This window comes from Blastocatellia bacterium, from assembly GCA_016713405.1.
Classification (GTDB): domain Bacteria; phylum Acidobacteriota; class Blastocatellia; order Chloracidobacteriales; family JADJPF01; genus JADJPF01.
The window spans coordinates 283,678-304,245 of sequence record JADJPF010000020.1 but is presented as its reverse complement, the minus strand read 5'-3'; the positions used below and the strand labels follow the sequence as shown (position 1 = coordinate 304,245).

Annotated in this window: 14 protein-coding genes and 2 pseudogenes; 7 read left to right on the top strand and 9 right to left on the bottom strand. The window is 33.0% G+C overall.

Annotated elements, in window-relative coordinates; translation table 11 throughout:
- Positions 1-130 precede the first annotated feature (130 nt).
- The 5 genes from IPK14_19705 to IPK14_19685 form a co-directional block, all read right to left on the bottom strand.
- Positions 131-1,573 (bottom strand): proprotein convertase P-domain-containing protein, encoded by a 1,443-nt coding sequence (locus IPK14_19705; GenBank protein MBK7995511.1) that lies wholly within the window; start codon positions 1,571-1,573, stop codon positions 131-133.
- Between the two features lie 232 nt (positions 1,574-1,805).
- Complete coding sequence (locus IPK14_19700; protein ID MBK7995510.1) at positions 1,806-2,390, bottom strand: hypothetical protein; 585 nt, start codon at positions 2,388-2,390, stop codon at positions 1,806-1,808.
- Entirely contained in the window at positions 2,284-3,621 is a 1,338-nt protein-coding gene (locus tag IPK14_19695; GenBank protein ID MBK7995509.1) for a proprotein convertase P-domain-containing protein, read from the bottom strand. Before IPK14_19695 ends, IPK14_19700 begins: the two co-directional genes overlap by 107 nt.
- A gap of 204 nt (positions 3,622-3,825) precedes the next feature.
- Positions 3,826-5,439 carry a hypothetical protein gene (locus IPK14_19690; protein MBK7995508.1) on the bottom strand — a complete coding sequence of 538 codons (1,614 nt, stop codon included), beginning with the start codon at positions 5,437-5,439 and terminating at the stop codon, positions 3,826-3,828.
- 41 nt (positions 5,440-5,480) lie between these two features.
- On the bottom strand, positions 5,481-6,392 hold the full coding sequence (locus IPK14_19685; protein ID MBK7995507.1) for a glycosyltransferase: 912 nt from the start codon (positions 6,390-6,392) through the stop codon (positions 5,481-5,483).
- A gap of 174 nt (positions 6,393-6,566) precedes the next feature.
- Here IPK14_19685 and IPK14_19680 point away from each other — a divergent pair, with 174 nt between their 5' ends.
- The 6 genes and pseudogenes from IPK14_19680 (at position 6,567) to IPK14_19655 (ending at position 13,362) form a co-directional block, all read left to right on the top strand.
- Positions 6,567-7,457, top strand: coding sequence for an ABC transporter permease (locus tag IPK14_19680; protein MBK7995506.1), 891 nt, complete (start codon positions 6,567-6,569; stop codon positions 7,455-7,457).
- A gap of 5 nt (positions 7,458-7,462) precedes the next feature.
- The gene (locus IPK14_19675) at positions 7,463-8,227 is read left to right on the top strand and encodes an ABC transporter ATP-binding protein (GenBank protein ID MBK7995505.1); all 765 of its coding nucleotides are present in this window, start codon (positions 7,463-7,465) and stop codon (positions 8,225-8,227) included.
- Between the two features lie 13 nt (positions 8,228-8,240).
- A pseudogene (locus IPK14_19670) lies at positions 8,241-9,295 on the top strand (glycosyltransferase family 2 protein).
- Between the two features lie 42 nt (positions 9,296-9,337).
- A complete protein-coding gene (gene kdsA / locus IPK14_19665) occupies positions 9,338-10,150 on the top strand; it encodes a 3-deoxy-8-phosphooctulonate synthase (protein ID MBK7995504.1) in 813 nt (270 codons plus the stop codon).
- A 92-nt stretch (positions 10,151-10,242) separates the two neighbouring features.
- Positions 10,243-12,528 (top strand): tetratricopeptide repeat protein, encoded by a 2,286-nt coding sequence (locus tag IPK14_19660; protein MBK7995503.1) that lies wholly within the window; start codon positions 10,243-10,245, stop codon positions 12,526-12,528.
- Positions 12,529-12,549: 21 nt separating this feature from the next.
- Positions 12,550-13,362: a hypothetical protein gene (locus IPK14_19655; protein MBK7995502.1), complete on the top strand. Its 813-nt coding sequence runs from the start codon at positions 12,550-12,552 to the stop codon at positions 13,360-13,362.
- 10 nt (positions 13,363-13,372) lie between these two features.
- Here IPK14_19655 and IPK14_19650 read toward each other — a convergent pair whose 3' ends face one another.
- Together IPK14_19650 and IPK14_19645 are read right to left on the bottom strand one after the other, a co-directional pair.
- Positions 13,373-14,980: an SUMF1/EgtB/PvdO family nonheme iron enzyme gene (locus IPK14_19650; protein ID MBK7995501.1), complete on the bottom strand. Its 1,608-nt coding sequence runs from the start codon at positions 14,978-14,980 to the stop codon at positions 13,373-13,375.
- Positions 14,981-15,074: 94 nt separating this feature from the next.
- Positions 15,075-15,812 carry a DUF4388 domain-containing protein gene (locus tag IPK14_19645; protein ID MBK7995500.1) on the bottom strand — a complete coding sequence of 246 codons (738 nt, stop codon included), beginning with the start codon at positions 15,810-15,812 and terminating at the stop codon, positions 15,075-15,077.
- 199 nt (positions 15,813-16,011) lie between these two features.
- Here IPK14_19645 and IPK14_19640 point away from each other — a divergent pair, with 199 nt between their 5' ends.
- Entirely contained in the window at positions 16,012-16,287 is a 276-nt protein-coding gene (locus IPK14_19640; protein ID MBK7995499.1) for a hypothetical protein, read from the top strand.
- On the opposite strand, the pseudogene IPK14_19635 reads toward IPK14_19640, so the two are convergent.
- Positions 16,255-17,008, bottom strand: a pseudogene (locus tag IPK14_19635) (IS1 family transposase). The gene IPK14_19640 and the pseudogene IPK14_19635 sit on opposite strands and share 33 nt — an antisense overlap.
- 105 nt (positions 17,009-17,113) lie before the next feature.
- Positions 17,114-20,521: a CHAT domain-containing protein gene (locus IPK14_19630; protein ID MBK7995498.1), complete on the bottom strand. Its 3,408-nt coding sequence runs from the start codon at positions 20,519-20,521 to the stop codon at positions 17,114-17,116.
- Positions 20,522-20,568 lie beyond the last annotated feature (47 nt).

The window sequence follows — 20,568 nt, the reverse complement described above, 5'->3', positions numbered from 1 at the left end:
TTAATTTTTTTGGATTTTTAATTTGAGTTAAAAATAACATAGGCACGCTGTTAAGTTAACTCAACAGCGTGCCAAAAAATAAAGGAAGCTCGAAATTAGGCAAAAGTGACTATTAGCAAAGTGCTAATAGTTAGCAAGCAAAACAATCACAAATTCTAAATTGACCGTTAGGTAATGCAGCACCAGCAGATCGCCAAGAATCGCCAACTAGTTGCTCATTACCATTAGTAGGAGCATTAGCGGTGATACCATTGTTAGTAGCACCATTTACACGAGTCCAGCTTGATCTATCAAGATATGTTGCACGTGCATTGTATCCTAATTCTGCACGGATTGAATTTTCTGAAGGCTCATTACCTTGGCGAAATCCTGTAAATCCTGTTGTACGGAATTCTTCATATCTCCAATTTTCTTTGTAAGTTGTGCCACCATCTGTAAATGTGTGATCTCTTAATGAACGGTCAATTGTTCCGTTTTGAGCGTGGCTTGCGTGTGCTAATTCATGAGCTAAAATCACTTCTGATGCAATAGGCTCATCTTTTATTGTTCCATCTGGTTGGAGTGCTGGTAAAGAGATTCTTAAGCCAAAATCCATTGCTACTGTTGCATTAGATCCTGTTCCTGCTCTGCCTTGAGTATCTACTGTTGCACCTGCACCAGATTGAGTAAACGCATTTTGTGATGTAAATGATATGGTGACTGCCTTATTTCCACCTTTTCCACCTGCTAGAATATCATCTAGTAATTTATAGCCTTGTTCGTGTCCTGGAGTTCTAGTTGTTGCTGCACGAACATATCCTTGGGAATCTACTGTTGTTCCGGGTGCAAATTTGGCTAAATCTCTTGCTACTACACTTCTAAAATTTGCATCTCCTGTTACTTGTAATAATGTTGGGCCTGTTTGTGGTGGAGGTGGGGTAGTGGCATCTTTTGGAGTAATAGTCATTCCCCAAGACTTTAATGTACCAACATCTTGTCTAGCAGTATCTTGAACTACTAATTTCCAATCACCTTTGATTGATTCATTTGCAAAAGTTGTGCTTAGGTCTTTGGCAGACAAGACAAAATTATCAGCAGAACCACCAGCTTTATTTGTTAATACAGCTTCTTTTCCTGATGGGGAGACGAGTTTAACAACTAAGTCACCACGATATGTATGAGCAATATTTACATTGACACTTAGGTTTTGTACTTGGCCTTCATTAGCAAAATTAATTGTGGAAGTAGTTGTGGAATTATCTCTAATTGCTGCATTTGGGCTAACACTCTTGGTGACAGGTGTTGCTTCATCACGGCCTGTAGTAGCTGGACGAACAGCACTAGCAGCGTTATCTGTAATTTGCTTTAAGGAAGGAGCCACTGTTTGAGCTTGGCTTCTTAAGTTGCTAGCAGCAATGCCAGATTCCTGGTTGCGAATACTAGCAGCATTAGAAGTACCTGCTCGTAATTGATCGCCTTGGAAAGCACTGTTTTCACGGACAGAAGGTTGTTGTGTTGCACGACTTGTTGAAGAATTACTTGTTGTTTGTTGTAGTTGATTTACTGAACTGTCATTTCCAATACGCATTGCCATGATTTTTAGCTCCTTCAAAAATTTTTATTTAGTAGATTAATAATTAAGGTATGAATGAATTGTCATTCAATTTATCGGTACTTGAATAAATTTGTTGCCAAAAAATTCCCGAAGATTTAGAAAACCTTTCGGTAAAACCCAGTTTTAAAATTAAAAAGCAAGTTATTAAGTAAATTTAATAACTTGCTTAAAAATCTAAAACTAATTTTCCTGCTATAACCTTAAGTAATAGTTAGCAAGCAAAACAATCACAAATTCTAAATTGACCGTTAGGTAATGCAGCACCAGCAGATCGCCAAGAATCGCCAACTAGTTGCTCATTACCATTAGTAGGAGCATTAGCGGTGATACCATTATTAGTAGCACCATTTACACGAGTCCAGCTTGATCTATCAAGATATGTTGCACGTGCATTGTATCCTAATTCTGCACGGATTGAATTTTCTGAAGGCTCATTACCTTGGCGAAATCCTGTAAATCCTGTTGTACGGAATTCTTCATATCTCCAATTTTCTTTGTAGGTTGTGCTGCCATCTGTAAATGTGCGATCTCTTAATGAACGGTCAATTGTTCCGTTTTGAGCGTGGCTTGCGTGTGCTAGTTCATGAGCTAAAATTATTTCTGTTGCAATAGGCTCATCTTTTATTGTTCCATCTGGTTGGAGTGCTGGTAAAGAGATCCTTAAGTCAAAATCCATTGCTACTGTTGCATTAGATCCTGTTCCTGCTCTGCCTTGAGTATCTACTGTTGCACCTGCACCAGATTGAGTAAACGCATTTTGTGATGTAAAATGATATGGTGACTGCCTTATTTCCACCTTTTCCACCTGCTAGAATATCATCTAGTAATTTATAGCCTTGTTCGTGTCCGGAGGTTCTAGTTGTTGCTGCACGAACATATCCTTGGGAATCTACTGTTGTTCCGGGTGCAAATTTGGCTAAATCTCTTGCTACTACACTTCTAAAATTTGCATCTCCTGTTACTTGTAATAATGTTGGGCCTGATGGTTGAGGAGGTGGAGGAGTTGTGCCACCAGCTTTTTTCTTAATGCTTAAGCCCCAAGAATTAAGTGTACCTGTATCTTGAGTAGCGGTATCTTGAACTACTAGTTTCCAATCACCTTTGATTGATTCATTTGCAAATTCTGTCAAGCTCTTATCAGAAAGGACAAAATTATCAGCAGAACCACCCGCTTTATTTGTTAAAACAGCTTCTTTTCCTGATGGGGAAACAAGCTTTACAACTAAATCACCGCGATATGTATGTCCAATATTTACATTAACTTTTAGGTCTTCTAAGCTTCCTTCATCAGCAATATTAATAGCAGAAGTAATTGTAGAATTATCTCTAATTGCTGCATTTGGAGTAGCATTTTTAGTGATTACATCGCCACCCGGAGCAGGAGTCTTTGGATCACCAGAAACACTTAGATTCCAAGATTTCAATGTGCCAGTATCTTGAGCAGCTTTGTCATTTACAACCAATGTCCAAGCCCCTTTGCTTGATTCACCATTAAAATCAGCAGGATTAGCTGTAAAATTAAGTGTTCCTGTTCCTCTACCACCACTAGCAGCACGTAGTGTTACTTCTTTACCTGAAGGAGATTTTAATTTTACTTCCACGTCTCCAACATAAGTATGGTCAATGTTTACTGCTACATTTACACCTGTTACAGATAAATCATCGTTAATATTAATAGCAGAAGTGGTTGTGGAGTTATCTCTAATTGCAGCATTTGGTGAAGCTGTTCCAGTCGCAGTTAAACCATCTCGGCCACTATTAACAGAACGCATTGCACTATCAATGTTATCTACAACAGTTCTTAGTGATGGAGCAGATTGAGCTTGGTTTCTTAAGCTACTAGCAGCAATGCCAGATTCCTGGTTGCGAATACTAGCAGCATTAGAAGTACCCGCACGTAATTGATCGCCTTGGAAAGCACTGTTTTCACCAACTGAAGGCTGTTGTGTTGTACGAGTGCTTGAAGAATTATTTACTGTTTGTTGTAGTTGATTTACTGAATTATCTCCACCTATACGCATTGCCATAACTAAAAAACTCCTTAAATGCTAATTTTTGCTTAATAAAATTACTTGAATTTTTGATTGTAAGAAAGTGAGTGAATTATCATTCATTTTTCTAAATGAATCAACAAAATTTTACTAATTTTTCTAAAAAAATATTTTTAGAAAAATTCACTATTAGCATTTATCAAAAATATGTCTTAAATCAATAAGTTACACAATATCATTTTATTTTTTTCCCTTTTGACTTTCTGCCCATTCTAAATTAGCTTTAGCTAGTTGAAAATTAGGATCTAGTTCTAAGGCTTTTTTTCCTGCTTCAATAGCTTTATCCCAATCTTGCAAATCATTATAAGCAGAACAAAGATTATTATAAGCAACAGCACTTTTAGGGTTAAGTTCTAGGGCTTTTTTACTCATCTTTATACTTTCATCATAAAGATGTGCTTGATAATAGTATAAACTTAGATTTATATACTTACCATATGTTGGGGCATCCATAGTATCAGCAGAAATTTTACCTATATTTACCAATAAGTCTTTTTTTGCTAGATCTATTGTGTCTACTTTAGTAGTTTCATCATTGTTTTGTACTTTAGGAAGAGGAATTAGTTTTTCTGCTTTAACTAAATTAAATATTACGGGATCATAAATTTTTTCTATTACATAAAATTTATAAAAAGTATAAATATTAGTTCCTAAAATTATAGTTGTAAGTCCAATAACAGCTAGTTTCTGCAATGCTTGTTGAGAGATATATTTATACACTACTTCAACTAACATCAATGAAGAAAATAAGATATAAATAAACGTTAGGTAAACTCCATACCTAATATTTTTAGGTAAAATAATATTACAGATCATAAAATAAATAAAAAATGCTAATAAAATATTGGTTGTTAAGCTTTTATTTTCACTAAATATATAATTTCCAATAAAAGCAAAAAACAAAATAGAAATTATTGGAGAAAATAAAAAGTAATCTATAAAATATTGATACCAAGGGCCGGCCAAATAGCCTTTAAAATAGTTAGTAGAGTTTACATTTTTAGGGTTTAGTGTAAATTTAACTATACTGCTAACAGCGTCCATGCCTCCAAATGCAATAAAATAAAGACTAAATACAATAAAAATTGGTACTAGGGCTGTTATTAAAATATCTTCTTGTTTGATATTAGAGTTTTGATCAAGAAATTTTAATATTATTAATACTCCTGCAAAGAAAGGGATAAACATTATATTAGTTTCTTTAATTAAAATAGAAACTATTAAAGATGAAATAAATAGCCAATAATGTTTTTTATTTTTGGTATTAAGAAAATAAATAAAGAAAAATAAACTAAGTGATGAAAAAAGATAGTTACTAGAATCAGATAAAGCTCTTGTAGCAAGTCCTGTAGTTAAGGGAAAAAAAGCAGCTATAGAGCTAACTATTAAAGCAATATTAATTTGCCAAAACCTTTTTACAAAGAAAAACAATGCTATACATAAAAGAATATTTGCAGCTAAGGAATAATAGCTAAGTGTTCTAATAGAATCATTTATGCTCAATAACCATGCACAGATATAAATATTTGCCATTCTAAGAGGAGTAGGACGACCTTGATTATTAGGTTCATTAATGTATAGCTCTCCCATATTTTTAAAGCCTAAAAAACCTCCATCCTTTATCACCCTAGCTTGGCGGTAATAAGTACCTTCATCAGCATTACTATAGTCTAGCTCTGATGGAAAATTTTTCCAGGTAATAAAACTAGAAGCTATTAAAACTAGAATAAAAACTATATGAGCTAATTTAGTGTTATTTAAGGAAAGGAAACTATTAATTGTCTCAAGTGTCATTAGAAACTACTCCAAATTAAACTTAAGGATTTAAGCTTGTTTTAAGCAGTAAGTCCTTTTCTTTCTAGTGGTTTATAAACTAAAAATATTTTTTCATAAAAATAGCCTGTAAAAACAGCTATTTGTGATAATAAAATTAAAACCATTATTGGAAAAGCATGTCTATAACTAAATTTTTTGAATGGAAAAGCTAGCAAATCTATATAAAAGCTGTGCTTATTAAGTGAAGAACTGTTTTGAAAGCGTTGTTGGCAGATTTGATTAAAACGATAGGCTCCGCGTCCATAAACAAATTGTTGTTTCCAATAAGCCTTAAAATTAGCTCTATTTTGGTGATAAATGACTGCTTTCTCAGCATAACAAAGCTTAAAGCCTTTGGCTAACCAGTTTTTACAAAACTCTCTATCTTCACTCATTTCTAGATTAGTATCAAAACCTTTAACTAATAAAAAGTTATTTTTAGAAACTACTAAATTATTTGAGACAAAAAAGTTAGCATTTTCTAGATCTTTATTAAATTGACTATACAAATAGTTAACAATAGTTTCGCTAGCTGTCGCATAAAGATTGTTTGGTAAAGCATTTTCAATAGCTCCACCAATTGCACAATCAGGTTTTTCTAAAACCATTCTATTTAATTCTTTCAACCAATTTTTACTAACAATACTATCATCATCAATAAAAATTAAGTAATCCCCTACCGTGTTATTTGCTCCTCTATTACGGGCCGAAGCAGGCCCACTATTTTTTTGTTTAATTAAAGATAACTTAAATCTAGTTTGAAAAGATAAAACAACCTCATCAGGTGCTGTTTTGCTACCATCATCTACAACAACAACTTCAAATTTATCAAAAGGATAGTCTACTGTAGCAATACTTATTAGACAGCTACTAAGCAAATCTAAGCGATTATAGGTTGGAATAATTATTGAAAAAAAAATAAATTTATCCATTCCAATTTATTAATAGTTTTAATAAAAGTCTTTATAACAAATCCCAATAGTAAAATAGCTGTTTGATAAAAGATAGTTTGTTGTGTACTATTAGCTTTGCTTGGTTGTCAGCAACTAGCCTAACTTTCTCTCAATTTTAATAACATTTCATTAGGTAAGAAAGAGATATTTTTCGTGTCCATAGAAATAAAAGAATTAGAAAATCAGGCTAATCAGGCTAATTTGCAAACTGCAAACTCCCAACAATGCAAAAAACCTACCTTTATTATTGAACCTAAAAAAGTTAGTTTCGCCTACCTTTTAGAACTTTGGAGTTATAGAGAATTATGCTATTTTTTTGTTTGGCGAGACTTAAAAGTTAGATACCGTCAAACTTTGTTGGGAGCATCCTGGGCAATACTTCAACCATTAATTACCATGCTAATTTTAAGTTATGTTTTAGGAAAATTAGCTAAAATGCCATCCAACAATGTTCCTTATCCAATATTTTTTTATAGTGGTTTAGTTCTTTGGACATTTTTTTCTAACTCTGTTACTAATGCTAGCACTAGTTTAACTATGGAAAGAAATTTAATTACTAAAGTTTACTTTCCTAGAATGCTACTTAGTATTTCAAAAGTAATAACTAATCTAGTAGATTTAGCCCTAACATCTATATTACTAGTTATTTTAGCCATAATATTTAAGGTTCCTATTAGTTGGAAATTACTTTTAATTCCTCCAGTAATTGTTTGTTTAATTGTATTTACCAATAGCATGGGAATGTTATTAGCAGCATTAAATGTAATTTATCGTGATGTTCGTTATGCTCTACCATTTGTAATACAAGTTCTTTTTTTTGTTACCCCAATAATGTTTCCTTTAAGCCTAGTACCTGCTGAACAACGTTGGTTAATTGCCTTAAATCCATTAGCAGCAATAATTGAGCTTTTTAGACTCTCACTATTTAATATCTATTTAGATATTAAATTACTTATTTACTGTATTGGGGCAACAACAATAACTTTTATCATTTCTTCTTATATCTTTATTAAGTTAGAAAAAGTTTTTGCAGAAAAAATATAACTGTAATGTCTTCAATAATTAAAGCATATAATTTAAGTAAACATTTTTATATCAATCATGCATGGGAGCCTGATACCTTAAAGGAATTTCTTACTGGATTTATACGCAATCCTTTAAGTAAGCTCAAAAAATCTCCTAAAGAAGAATTTTGGTCATTAAAAGATGTTAGTTTTGAAGTAATGCAAGGAGAAGTTTTTGGGATTGTTGGCCCAAATGGTTCTGGTAAATCTACTCTACTTAAACTACTTTCTCGTATTATGGATCCAACTTCAGGACGAGCAGAAATTTATGGACGTATTTCTAGCTTATTGGAGGTTGGAACAGGCTTTCATCCAGATTTAACAGGACGAGAAAATATTTATTTATGTGGTGCAATTTTAGGAATGACCAAAAAAGAAATTACAGCTAAATTTGATACAATAATTGAATTTTCTGGGATTGAAAAATTTATTGATACACCTGTAAAACATTACTCTAACGGTATGTATATTAGATTAGCATTTTCTGTTGGAGTACATTTAGACTCAGATATTTTAATCCTAGATGAAATTTTAGCTGTTGGTGATGATAATTTTCAGAAAAAATTTACTAAACAAATAGAAAATATTGTTAAACAAGGAAAAACTATTCTAATAGTCTCACACTCAGACGAAATAATTATGCGTTTTTGTGATAAAGCCATGTTGTTAGTTAATGGTCAAGTTAAAAGCGTAGGCCCAACAGCACAAACCCTCGCGCTTTATCATGAAATGTGTAAAATAAATGTGTAAATAAAATTTGCTTATGATAACTAGCAGTGAATTACAACCAAGTATTTCTCTAATAGTACCTGTTTATAATGGTGGAGAAGATTTTCATTCTTGCTTAAAACATCTGTTAGCTATTAAATCTAGAGTTAAAGAAATTATTATTGTGGCAGATGGAGATACAGATGGCTCACGACAGTTAGCAGAAAAATTTGGATTAAAAGTTATCGCTAATTCTAGTCCGCAAGGCCCGGCACAGGCCCGCAATCAAGGTGCAAGAATAGCAGCAGGTGACATTATTTTATTTATTGATGCAGATATTGATGTTTGCCCAGATATTATTTCTAAAGTAGAGAAATGCTTTCTTAAAGATCCTGATCTTACAGCTATTTTTGGCTCTTATGATGATAAGCCTGGAAAAACAAACTTTCCTTCTCAATATAAAAACCTACTCCATCATTTTACCCATCAAACCGCTAACACTCAAGCTACAACTTTTTGGAGTGGATGTGGAGCTATTAAACGAAATGTTTTTATGGAGTTTCAAGGTTTTAGCAAAATCTACAAAACACCTTCTATTGAAGATATTGAATTAGGTTATCGTCTGACTAGCGCAGGTCATAAAATTTACTTAGATAAATCACTTCAAGTTAAACATCTTAAATGTTGGACTCCTATTTCATTAATTAGAACAGATTTTTTTCAACGCGCCTTACCTTGGTCAAAATTAATTCTTACAGGCAAAGTTTTTATTAATGACTTAAACTTAAATTATTCTAGCCGACTTAGTGTAATGTTAGTCTTTATTTTATTAGCTAGTCTTTTAAGTATATTCTCAATTTTATTATTGAAGAGTTTTTATATTCCTTTTTATTAATAATTCCTTTAATTTGTGCTATTGGATTAACTATATTAAACATCTCAGTTTACAAATTTTTTCTTAATAAACGAGGATTTATTTTTACATTAAAAGTAATCCCCTGGCATTGGCTTTATTATTTTTATAGCGGTATAGCTTTTATAATGGCTATGTTAGAAGTACGACTTTTGTCTTTGATAACTAAAAAACAAAATGAAGCAACAAATAATTAAAGTTTTATAAGCAATTTTTAATAACTTTTCTACTAGGTTAAAATGATGGATAATTTACATAAAAAAATAGTTAATGAGATTTTTACTAAAAAACAATTTTTTCTAATTGCTGGCCCTTGTGTACTTGAAAGTGAAGCTCATGCAATAAAGATGGCAAGAGAAATACAAAAAATTACCAGCCAATTAGATATTTGCTATGTTTTTAAAGCCTCTTATGATAAAGCTAATCGTACAGCTATAAACTCATTTCGTGGCGTAGGTTTAGAAGAAGGTTTAAGAATACTTGGGTTAATTCGCTCAGAATTTAACCTGCCAATTCTTACGGATATACACGAAGTTGAGCAAGCAAAAGCGGTAGCTGAAGTGGTTGATATTTTACAAATACCTGCTTTTCTTTGCCGTCAAACGGATTTGCTTATTGCTGCTGCCCAAACAGGAAAGATTGTAAATGTTAAAAAAGGGCAATTCCTAGCCCCTTGGGATATGAAAAATGTTGTAGAAAAACTTACCGCTTCAGGGTGTCAAACTGCGATGCTTACCGAAAGAGGAGCTAGTTTTGGCTATAACAATTTAGTAGTAGATATGCGCGGCTTTCCAATTATGCGTGAATTTAATCGTCCAGTAGTTTTTGATGTTACACACTCATTGCAACGCCCTGGCGGACTTGGTAATGCAACGGGTGGAGACTCACAATTTATAGAAAATTTAGCTCGTGCTGGCGTTGCTTGTGGTGTAGATGGTATATTTATGGAAGTACATGATAATCCTGCTGTTGCATTAAGTGATGGCCCTAATGCTTTACCTTTAGCTAGATTAGAAGCGTTGTTGGTTATGCTCAAAAGATTGACGAATTAGTTAAAAAGCAACCAATATAAGGAATTAGAGAAAAATTATTCTAATTTTTCTTGCTTTCTCAGAGAATTAAAAAACTCAAAAGGTGTGATTTCATGCGAATGCTATTTTGGTCTGTTCTTATAATCTTGTTTTTTGCTACCACAATTCAAGCACAAGATTATGATATTCAACGCTTTGACATTAATGCTCAACTCCAACCATCTAATAATTCTGTACAAGTACAAGCTAAACTAACTGTTGTTAATATCACTACTCAAGGACGTAGTGGCCCATTTATCACTTTTAAGCTTAATAAAAGAGCTAAAGTTACAGGAATGCAAATAGATGGAACTACTGTAGAAGTACGACAAAAAAACGATGAACGCTTAACAGAACTTGCCAACGTTTCAGCAGACTTCCCTAAAGCCTTAGCACCCGCAGCTACAGCAAATATTACTATTAATTACACTTTAGAGATAAAAGAAAGCTCCCCAATAAATGCTATTATTCCCGGTAGTACTATTTTATTACCAGAAAGTTTTTGGGTGCCTTTTATTCACACTCCTTTTGCTATTACTTATGGAATTGATGTTGCTCCTGTAAATTTACAAGTTACAAGTGCTGAAAATGAACGACCCCAAGCAGACGGCCAACGCCAAGGCAATAGCTTTCAACAAAACTTGCCTGCTCAACCAATTTTACTTTCTGGTAATTATGATGACCCAATAGAAATAACTAAAAAAGACATTAAAGTAGAATTTGTTTATCCTCGTGGAATAAGTAATAATGCTCGTAAACAAGCTGAAAACTTAACTACAGAAATAGCCGAAATTATTGATTTTTATAATCAATTCCTAGGCATCAATCTACCAAAACAATTTCGAGTAATTAGCTCTGACCAAATAGGCTCTTATATAACTGGAACTACTTTTATTTTGGGGGAAGATTTTTTTCGCCGTGATAGCTTAGATATTGAAACTATTGAGTTTGTAGCTCGTGCATTACTAAAAACTAAAATTGGTGGGGAAAGTGTTCCTCGTGCAAAAGGTTGGACTATTTTACAAGATGCTCTTCCAGTTTATCTTAGTGCTTTTTACTTTGGAAAACGCTATGGTGTAACTGAAGAACAAGAATTCTTTGCTCGCCGTGTCCGCGCCTATGCTCCAGTAGCAGCTAATAAAAGTGATGGTGCATTACTTTCTCTTTCTACCTTAGATAGTTCTTACACAACTAGCATACTAAATAAAGCTCCTTTAATGCTACGTATTATTGAACAGCAACTTGGGCGAGATAAAATGCTAGCTTTAATTAAAGATTTAATAAAAGAGCGTCAAATAAAATTTGATGACTTTCGCAAAAATATTCTTAATGCCAATAAAGATTTAACTAAAGAGCTAGAACTCTTTTTTGACCAATGGTTTGATAAAATTGTTGACCCAGATTTTATTATTGGTGTTCCACTAGCTAAAGAAGGTGGCTGGGTTTGTGCATTACGTAATTTAGGGAATGGTAATGTAACTGTAAAAGTCCTAGCTATTACAGAAAAAGGAGAAAAGCTTTTCCAAACTGTTAACCTAGCTTCTTTGGGCCGAGGAGAAGTATTTTTTAAGACCCCAGATAAAATAGCTAAAGTAGAAGTTGATCCTGATAAACTTTATCCACAAACTAATTATGATAATGATTCTCGCCCTCCTATAACATCTGCAATTACATTATTTAGAGATGCTAACATAGCATTTAACAAAAAATCCTATCCAGAAGCAGAGGCTAAACTTAAAGAAGCCTTAGAACTAGAACCCAACAACTTTGTTACTAGAACTTTGTTAGCTAGAAGCTTTCTAGCAGCTAATAAACTTACTGAAGCTAAAACAGAAGTTGACAAAATTTTAGCTAGTTCTGCACCATTACCAAATTATTCTGTTATCTGGGTAAATTACCTACAAGCAGAATTAGCACTAAGTCAAAAAAATACCAAAGATTCTATAGATTATTTTCGTCGTGCAATTACAGTTAGCAAAGATAACTCATTTATTAGGAATAAGTTAATAGACCTAGAAGCTAGTGCTAACCAATTACCTGCCACCGAAGAATCTATTCGCTCCTTTATGGGACAATTAGATAAAGCAATTAAAGATTCTTCTAGTCAAGCACTAGAAACTGTTTTGGTTAGAGCTAACTTAAATAAATTTGTTCGTGGACTAGTTGGCAATAAACCTGATAGTTGGACAACGGAAATTGTTAGAACAGAAACTATTTCTAATGATAAAGTTGCTGTTGATGTAATTGTTACGGCTGTAGACATTAACAAACGTGAGCAAAGCGGCGAAGCCCTTTATATACTTCGTCGTAAAGGTACAGGCTGGATATTAAATAACGTTGAATTTTTTAATATTGAATAATTACTTAAGGGAGACTTTTTAATGAAGAAGTTATTTTTAGTGCTACTATTTTGTTTTAGCCTTCTATTAACTAATTTAGACAACACTTTAGCACAAGAAAATATTACTGTAGATCAAGTCCTAGATAATTATGTCAAGGCTCTTGGAGGAAAAGCAGCAATAGAAAAATTAACTTCTCGTGTAGCAAAAGGTACTTATGAAATTTCTCCTGCTGGAATTAGCGCACCATTAGAAATATATGCTAAAGCTCCTAATAAATTTATTTTGAAAATAAAGGCTTCAGAAAAAGAAGATATTCAAAGAGCTTTTAATGGAAAAGAAGCTTGGGCAAAAGACTTACAAGTTGGATTGCGTGAAATTTCAGGCTCAGAGCTAGATCTATTAAGAACTCGTGCTGACTTTTATCGAGCTATCAACTTAAAAACCCTTTATCCTGAGCTAAAAATAATTGGTAAAAAAATCATAGAAATAGAGGGAACAACTTCTAAAAAAGAAGCCTATATTTTAGAAGCAATTAAGGAAAACTCCCCTAAAGAAACATTTTATTTTGATACTCAAACAGGATTACTTCTTCGTAGCGATATTGATACAGAAATTCCTAGAGTTAACGAAAGAGAAGAAACCAAAAACGGGTCAACTTATCCTGTCTATGAACCAGAAAAAGCTAAAGTACCAATCCAAGTTTATTATGAAGACTATAAGGAAATAGATGGCATTAAGTTTCCTATGACAACACGCCAATCTATTTTACAAACAAATGTGATTATCCGCTTAAGCCAAGTAGAACATAACAAAACAGTTGCAGACGATTTATTTAATCAACCAAAAAAATAAGTAGAAAATATTAATTTTTTGCAATACGAAATCCAATAGTTTCACTAGCCTTTTTAGCACCTTGACGAAAGGTTGTAACTAATTCATTTGCTTGAGACTTAAAATTGCCTCCTCGTACTGTATAGCAATTATCACAATTTATTGTTGCAGTTGAACCAGAGTAAGGCGTAAATTTACTTGATGTCCATTCACTAACATTACCTGCTAAACCAATAACTCCTAAACTGCTTTTATCTTTAGCTAAAGTAGCACTGTTAATTGGAGAACTAACGCCTAAACTAGTTTCTGCAAACACAACAGAATTAGCTATCAGTTCATCACCCCAAGGGTAAAGGCTATTTTCCGCACCTCGTGCAGCAAACTCCCATTCTTCTTCTGTTGGAAGTCGATAATTCTCACCTTTTGCTTGAGAAAGCCAATAACAATAATATTGAGCATCTTCCCAAGTTATATTTGCTACTGGCAAGTTTTCTGCTGATTTAGGAATATCTACCCCATTCCATTCTAAAGGTGGTCTATAATTAGTACTTAATACAAATGCCTGATATTCTTTATTAGAAATTTCATACCGACTTAAAAAAAAATCTTTTACAGTTACCTCGTGTGCTGGAGATTCAATAGCTGTGACATCTTTGCCATCACGTCCCATAGTAAAATTACTGCCTGCAATTTTAATCATTTCTGGAACAATAATATTTTGTATATTAGTAGTTTTTTGGCTATTAAAATACTTAAAAAATAATAGGGCAGCTAAAAATAGTACACCTGCAATTAAAGCTGACAAGAAAAATAAAACTAAGTTAGATTCTAGTAAATTTCTTTTTTTCTTAGTCTTTACTGCTTGTGGTTTTACTTCTTCAACTACTTTAATAGGAGGTGGTTCAACAACTTTTGGCCTTGTATCTAAAGGTTTAGTTTCAAAACTAGCTGGATTTTGTATCCTTTGCATATTAGGCTGGTTTGGGGAAGCTAAAAATCTTTCTTCAGCAACCGTCTTACGAGACTGCGGAGCAGTATCATTACTACTACTATTTTGTAAGATTGGCGATTGAATAGGTGGTTGAATATTTTTAGGAACACGCGATCGCGCTTCCCCTAGTTCACCACCAGACACTTCAGGTATCCCCTGATAGGAAGATGCAGCAGGAAAACCACCCATTGAAGGAGATTTAGGTTTAGGTAAATTTCCTGTAAAACCTCTTGAAGTAACAGCTTGCTCAAATTCTTTAGCTAGTTCAGCAGCAGACTGTTGCCGCGCACTAGGTTTTTTCTCTAGTGCTTTCATTACTACACGATCAACATTCTCTGAAATTTCTGGATAAAGTGTTCTCATTGAACTAGGAACACTACCAATATGTTTTAATGCCATACCAACAGGAGTAGGGTCATTAAAAGGTAAACTTCCTGTTAAAGCTTCATATAAAATTATTCCTAAAGCATAAACATCTGAACGATGATCAATTTCTGTACCTTCGCAAAGTTCTGGCGACATATAGCTATGAGTACCTAGCACCAGCCCATGAGAGGTTAAAACGCCTTCTGTTCCCATAGATTTTAGTTTTGCCATACCAAAATCTAAAACTTTTACTAATTCTTCCCCACCACTTTCATAAATCATTATATTTTCTGGTTTTAGATCACGGTGGATAATTTGATCACGATGAGCCGCTTCTAATGCTGAACATACAGGGCGAATAATTTTAAGTAAATCTTTAGCAGCAACTCTTTTTGTCTTTGGAGTCTATCCCGAAAAGTCTCCCCTTTAAGAACTCCATTGCTAAATAAACAATATCATCCTTAGTAATACCAAAGTCTAGTACACTAATGGCATTAGGATGATGTATTTTTGCGGCAGCATGCGCACCACGTCGAAATCTTTCTACAGCAGCCTGATCTGTTACTAAATAAGGGTGCATTATTTTAATTGCTACTGACACATCCATTTGAATATGAGTAGCTTGATACATTACACCAAGCTCACCTTCCTTGATCTTAGTAACAACCCTATATTTATCATTGACTATCTTGCCAATATAGTTTTTAGTTTGCTTGCCTGCAATAGGAATGCCTTGAGTTTGTCTAGCTAAAAATGCCTGAGGGTCAAAATTAGGATAACTACGTCCAGGGGTTGCCATACCAGCGTTTTGCTCATCTAAAATGCGCATCCCCTCCATCAACACTTCTGCCCAGGACTTAAAAATTGTTCGTTCAGAAGTAGTTACAGACGCATCTATGCGAAATGCCCCCTCTTCATATTTTAGTGCTTCATAAATTGCTTTTACTCCAGATAGCTGTCCTAAGCGTGCATCATAGATTTCGCCATCTTGAAAATAAAATATCGCATCCCCAATAGGAAAGCGCACTAGTAATCGAGCAACATTGCGACCTAGACAGTTTATTTGAATAATATCGGCTAAAGGCAGATCTTTTATATCCCCAACTAATGCCATATATCTCTCTGATTATTATGTAGAATTCTATTTTAAGCGGGACTCAGTAATAGACTTATTATTTGGAAAGTAACAAAAATATATCTAAGTGTCAATCTACAGAATTAAATACTTTAAAGTTAAACCTCAGCATTGCCTATAACACTTCAATCATTTATCATTTTTCCCTGCTAAGTTTACTAAATTATTGAGGCTTAATATGTCATCTATAAACAACATTAAAGAAAATTACTATGCCCGAAGTGAAATTAACCAACGAGATAATAATGAGGACAGCTTTTTGGCGTTTCAATTTTCGCCTAGCGTTAACCAAAAACTTATTACAACCTTGGCTGTTGCTGATGGAATGGGAGATCATCAACACGGTGAACATATTAGCACTGAAGGATTACGTAGATTTAGCCATGCGGTTGTGTTCCAAAAGAGTTGGGAGGGCAAAAAATCAAAAAGAAAATTCAAGACGATTAATAAATAAGCCAATAACTAAATCATGAAAAAAAATAGTTTTAGAAAAGCAAATAGTTTTTCTAACTAAACGTTTAATACGGGTGCAAAAATCAAGATTTTTTCTTTCAATTTGTTGAATGCTTTCTTTACCAATTGTGTGATTTTCAGCAGGTAAATTTCGGTCATAGACTCCCCAATTATCAGTATAAAAATGACTTATAGAGAATGGTTCTAATAATTTTTTAACTCAAGAAATGCGTCATCATCCCTTTTACCTAAAACATATGCTAATATTTTTTTACTGTCTTTTTCTATAGCATACCATAACCACCTTTGTTCTGCTTTTTTTCCTATAAAGCTCCTCATTTCATCTATTTCTACTTTATAATTTTGTTTATCTTGAATTTTATGTATTTCAACACTAATAGATTATCCATTAAAAGATTCTAGTAATGAAGTATTTACTTGCTTAATTTCTGAATGTTTTTTTTTAACTCATTTAATACAGTCGTTGGGCTTATTTTTAAGACTCTTGCTGTATCTCTTATTCCACTCCCATTTATTGCCATTTCTATTACTTGTTTTTTTGTTGTTTCCAAAATTCCTAGATTGGTATAATCCAATATAAATGTTACTTTTTTACATTCTTCATTTGTACAGCAATATCTTTGTTTGCCTTGCTTATTTACTCCATATTTGATTACTTGAGTTTCATTACAGCTTGGACATTTCACTTGTATTGTTGCCATTTTCTTTTTCCTGGTTTTTGTTTTTTCTTTTTTGTATTTTATCACCTCTTTTTTTATAAACAACTTCTTTGGAACACGACCATTTGAGTTTATATAATAATTTTATTATTTCCATTCTCCTTGAAGCTGAAAAGCTGCCCAATAAAACGGGCTTTTATATTCTTTCCATAGTTCTAACTGGGTGTCTCGTAATGCTACACTAGGCGATTTACCATCTTTTAATATTTTTTGATAAAAACTTTTCATTAGTTTTGTATTAGCAGCACTATCTCCATTCCATAAACTTACCATAACTCTAGAGGCTCCAGCATAAATAAACCCTCTAGTTAGTCCTGACAAGCCTTCAGCTTGAGCATTTTCACCTATATTAGTTTCACAAGCACTTATAGTTACTAATTCTTCAGGCAATTTTAAGTTAAAGATTTTATGTGTCTGTAAAAATCCATCTTCTAACTTGCCTTGCTCATTAACCAAAGATAGTACAATTCCTGATAATTCTGGATGAATGCTATTAGCTAGTCCATAAGTTGCAAAGTGTATGACTCGATAATCAGAAGCCTCTTTAGCCAATAAATTAGCTACTTTAGCATCAAATCCTAAAACTTGTTTGCTTTGATCTATTGGAACTAAAGCACTTATTTCTTTAACTTCATCATCTTTATCTTTAAGTCTGGAAATATTTAAGTCTAATACTGGTAGTCCTACTTCTTTAGCAGATTTTTTGATTAAAAGGCTGGTGGTTTCTAGTTCTAATGCCCCATTATTGTTTATTTTATTTGAAGCACTTTTATTTGTTACTCTACTATCGCTAGCTGAAAAAACAGGATCAGCAACTAACATAATTGCTTTAGTATTTTTATTGTCTTTAGCTTCTTTTCTTAATGTGTTTATTGTTGATGCAGAAGGAAGAGAAACTATTTCATGTTTTAGGATTAAAGGCTCATAAACATCTGCTTTATTAGGATCTGGTAAAGCATTAAAGGGAATATATTGTATTGCTCCATCAGTAACTATTACTAGTCGTTTTTCTGCTAATTGATCTGCAACAGGAGATAAAAGCAGTTTACTTACTTCTGCTGCTACTTTTGGATATTCATTTTCAGCTAGATCTAAACTTATTGGCCGTCCCCCAATATTTTGTCCTCTAACTAGCAAATTACGAGCAACTAGTAAATCTCTTAAATACTTTACTTTAGACTCTATTTCACTACGTTTAGGAAGAAAGAAGCTTTTTACTTCCGTTTTTGAAATTAACCATAAATAACTATGATCTGTTCCTAATTCATACTCTAACAGCAATGTATCCGTATCTAGTTGCTGTTGAAGTTCAGCTAAACTAAAGGCTTTAGGCTGAGCAAATTCTGTGTAATGAGGATTTTGTTTTTGCAAAGCCGTTTGACAAGCTTTTAATTTATCATTAAGGGCTTTTAGCTCATTTTCTGCTGCTGTAATTTCAGTAACAACACTTTCATTTATATTTAGCTTTATAAGTCTTTCAGTCTTATTACTAATTAATTGTTTTAGCTCTCTTTCTTGAGAAATTAAGTCTCCATCTAAAGAATAGCCTGTTAAATCCAGTAAACTATGAGCCTTTGCTTGTTCATTAATGGCTAATGCTGTAATGTCATTACCTGCTTTTGGGTTTAATTGGTGTTGCTGCATTAGTAAATCAACATAAAGTTTATAGTAATCTGTTGTTGTATTTGAATAAGAAATTTGTAATTTTTGGTTAATTAAGTTACTTTGTAAAGCTTCTACTAAAGAAATGGCTGTTGTAATATTGCCTTGAGCAGTTTTTATATCTCCACGCCGAAATTGGAGTCTTGCTAAACGGTAGCGAAATTGAGCTTCCCGAAGCTGATCTTTTAGTTCTTGTGAAACATTAACTCCTTCTTTATAAGACGCTAAAGCTTTTTCCTCTTCATAAACAAATTCTAAGGCTCTGCCTAAATGGTAAAAAATATTAGCCTCAAGATCTCGGTTTCCACCACGTTGGTTTAATTTATAAGCTTCTGTAAAAAATCCTACCGCCTTTTCCCCGTCCCCTAAATCTAAGTGTGTTTGTCCAACAGCTATAGCTGTTACAACTGTATTTGCTAAATCATTATTAGCACGATGCAATCTTAAAACATCACTATAAATTTCTATAGCTTTGCTGCTGTCTCCATTATCTCGATATATATTTGCTAGATTATTTAGCACTTTTGCTTGACGAACTGGATCTTGTTTTTCTTGTGCTAAGGCTAGAGCTTGTTCAAAATAGCCTTCTGCTTTAATTAAATCTTTTTGTTTATAGCAAATTTGTCCTAAATTATTTAGGATTTCTATTTCCTGTTCTAAAGAGCGAGAAGAACGAAGGTTTTGACTTTTTTCTAGTGCTTGTTGATAGTAATTTGTTGCTAATAAAAAATCCCCTACTTCATCATAAATAATTGCTAGAGCATTAAGGATGTTGATTTCTCCTTTTTTATCAGCAAAATCTCTAACCCCTTGCAAAGTCTTTTTATAAAATTCTATTGAATCTTTAATCTCTGCTAAAGAATAATAACTAGTAGCTAATTCTTCCGCAGTTTTAATAGATTCTTCTTTCTCTTCTAATTCCTGCCAAAGAGCTAAGGCTTGTTTGTTATAGTCAATTGACTGTTTTCTCTCTCCTTGACTATTGTGAAAACGGGCTAAAAAACTTAATGTTTGAGCAATAACTTCTTTATTATTCGTTTCTTTACCTAAGCTTAGTGCTTGGCTGTAATATTCTAAGGCTTGTTCGTCAACACCCATTGAATAATAAACAAATCCTAAATTTTTTAGTCCTCTTGCTTCACGGGATTTATCATTGTTAGCACGTCTAAAATCTAATTCTTTAGTAAAATACTTTAAGGCTTCTTGGTAATTAGAGACAAAAAAATAGCTTTCTCCTAATTTTCTAAATACATCTGCTTCAGCTATTTTATCACCAGACTTTTCCCAGTATTTTAATGAAGCTAAATAACGCTCAACAGAAGCTTGAAAACCTACTTTTGTGCCTATTTTTTGGAGTAAATTAGCTTGTGTGGTTAATTCTCTAGCTTGACATCGATTTCTATCTTTTAATAGCCCTCGGCGAAGTTCTGAGACTTGTATTTTATAAGTGCTTTCACTAGTTGTATTATCTAGCGCATTAACTTCTAATTTATAGCTTCCCGTAAGCTTAGCAATAATTTCTATTACTTCTCGCTGATTTTTTTTATTGTCTGTTTCTAAACGAAAAACATTTTCCCCACTAGGAGCAATTAAATTAACCTCTACAGCTAATTTTTCTGTTGCAACAAAAATCTGTAAATATTGTCCTCTTTTAAGACTAATTTGATATTCATCTGACTCTAACCCTTTAATTTGTTCTTGAATTTCTTTACCTACTATACTAGATAGCTCTACATTAGGGCTTTGCGCATAAGTTAAATTGCTTATCATTAGTACTAAAACAACTGTAATAAATTGAAGTGTAATATTTACAGACTTACTTCTAAAAGACATTATGTTAAACTCCTAGGATATTTTTTAGATGTGAAAAATGATTATAA

Excerpts from the sequence above, each read along its gene's own strand:
- kdsA (MBK7995504.1), top strand. The coding sequence starts at position 9,338 with ATGATGGATAATTTACATAAAAAAATAGTTAATGAGATTTTTACTAAA.
- IPK14_19650 (MBK7995501.1), bottom strand. The coding sequence starts at position 14,980 with ATGATTTATGAAAGTGGTGGGGAAGAATTAGTAAAAGTTTTAGATTTT.
- IPK14_19630 (MBK7995498.1), bottom strand. The coding sequence starts at position 20,521 with ATGTCTTTTAGAAGTAAGTCTGTAAATATTACACTTCAATTTATTACA.
- IPK14_19675 (MBK7995505.1), top strand. The coding sequence starts at position 7,463 with ATGTCTTCAATAATTAAAGCATATAATTTAAGTAAACATTTTTATATC.
- IPK14_19695 (MBK7995509.1), bottom strand. The coding sequence starts at position 3,621 with ATGGCAATGCGTATAGGTGGAGATAATTCAGTAAATCAACTACAACAA.
- IPK14_19705 (MBK7995511.1), bottom strand. The coding sequence starts at position 1,573 with ATGGCAATGCGTATTGGAAATGACAGTTCAGTAAATCAACTACAACAA.
- IPK14_19655 (MBK7995502.1), top strand. The coding sequence starts at position 12,550 with ATGAAGAAGTTATTTTTAGTGCTACTATTTTGTTTTAGCCTTCTATTA.
- IPK14_19685 (MBK7995507.1), bottom strand. The coding sequence starts at position 6,392 with ATGGATAAATTTATTTTTTTTTCAATAATTATTCCAACCTATAATCGC.
- IPK14_19660 (MBK7995503.1), top strand. The coding sequence starts at position 10,243 with ATGCGAATGCTATTTTGGTCTGTTCTTATAATCTTGTTTTTTGCTACC.
- IPK14_19640 (MBK7995499.1), top strand. The coding sequence starts at position 16,012 with ATGTCATCTATAAACAACATTAAAGAAAATTACTATGCCCGAAGTGAA.
- IPK14_19645 (MBK7995500.1), bottom strand. The coding sequence starts at position 15,812 with ATGGCATTAGTTGGGGATATAAAAGATCTGCCTTTAGCCGATATTATT.
- IPK14_19690 (MBK7995508.1), bottom strand. The coding sequence starts at position 5,439 with ATGACACTTGAGACAATTAATAGTTTCCTTTCCTTAAATAACACTAAA.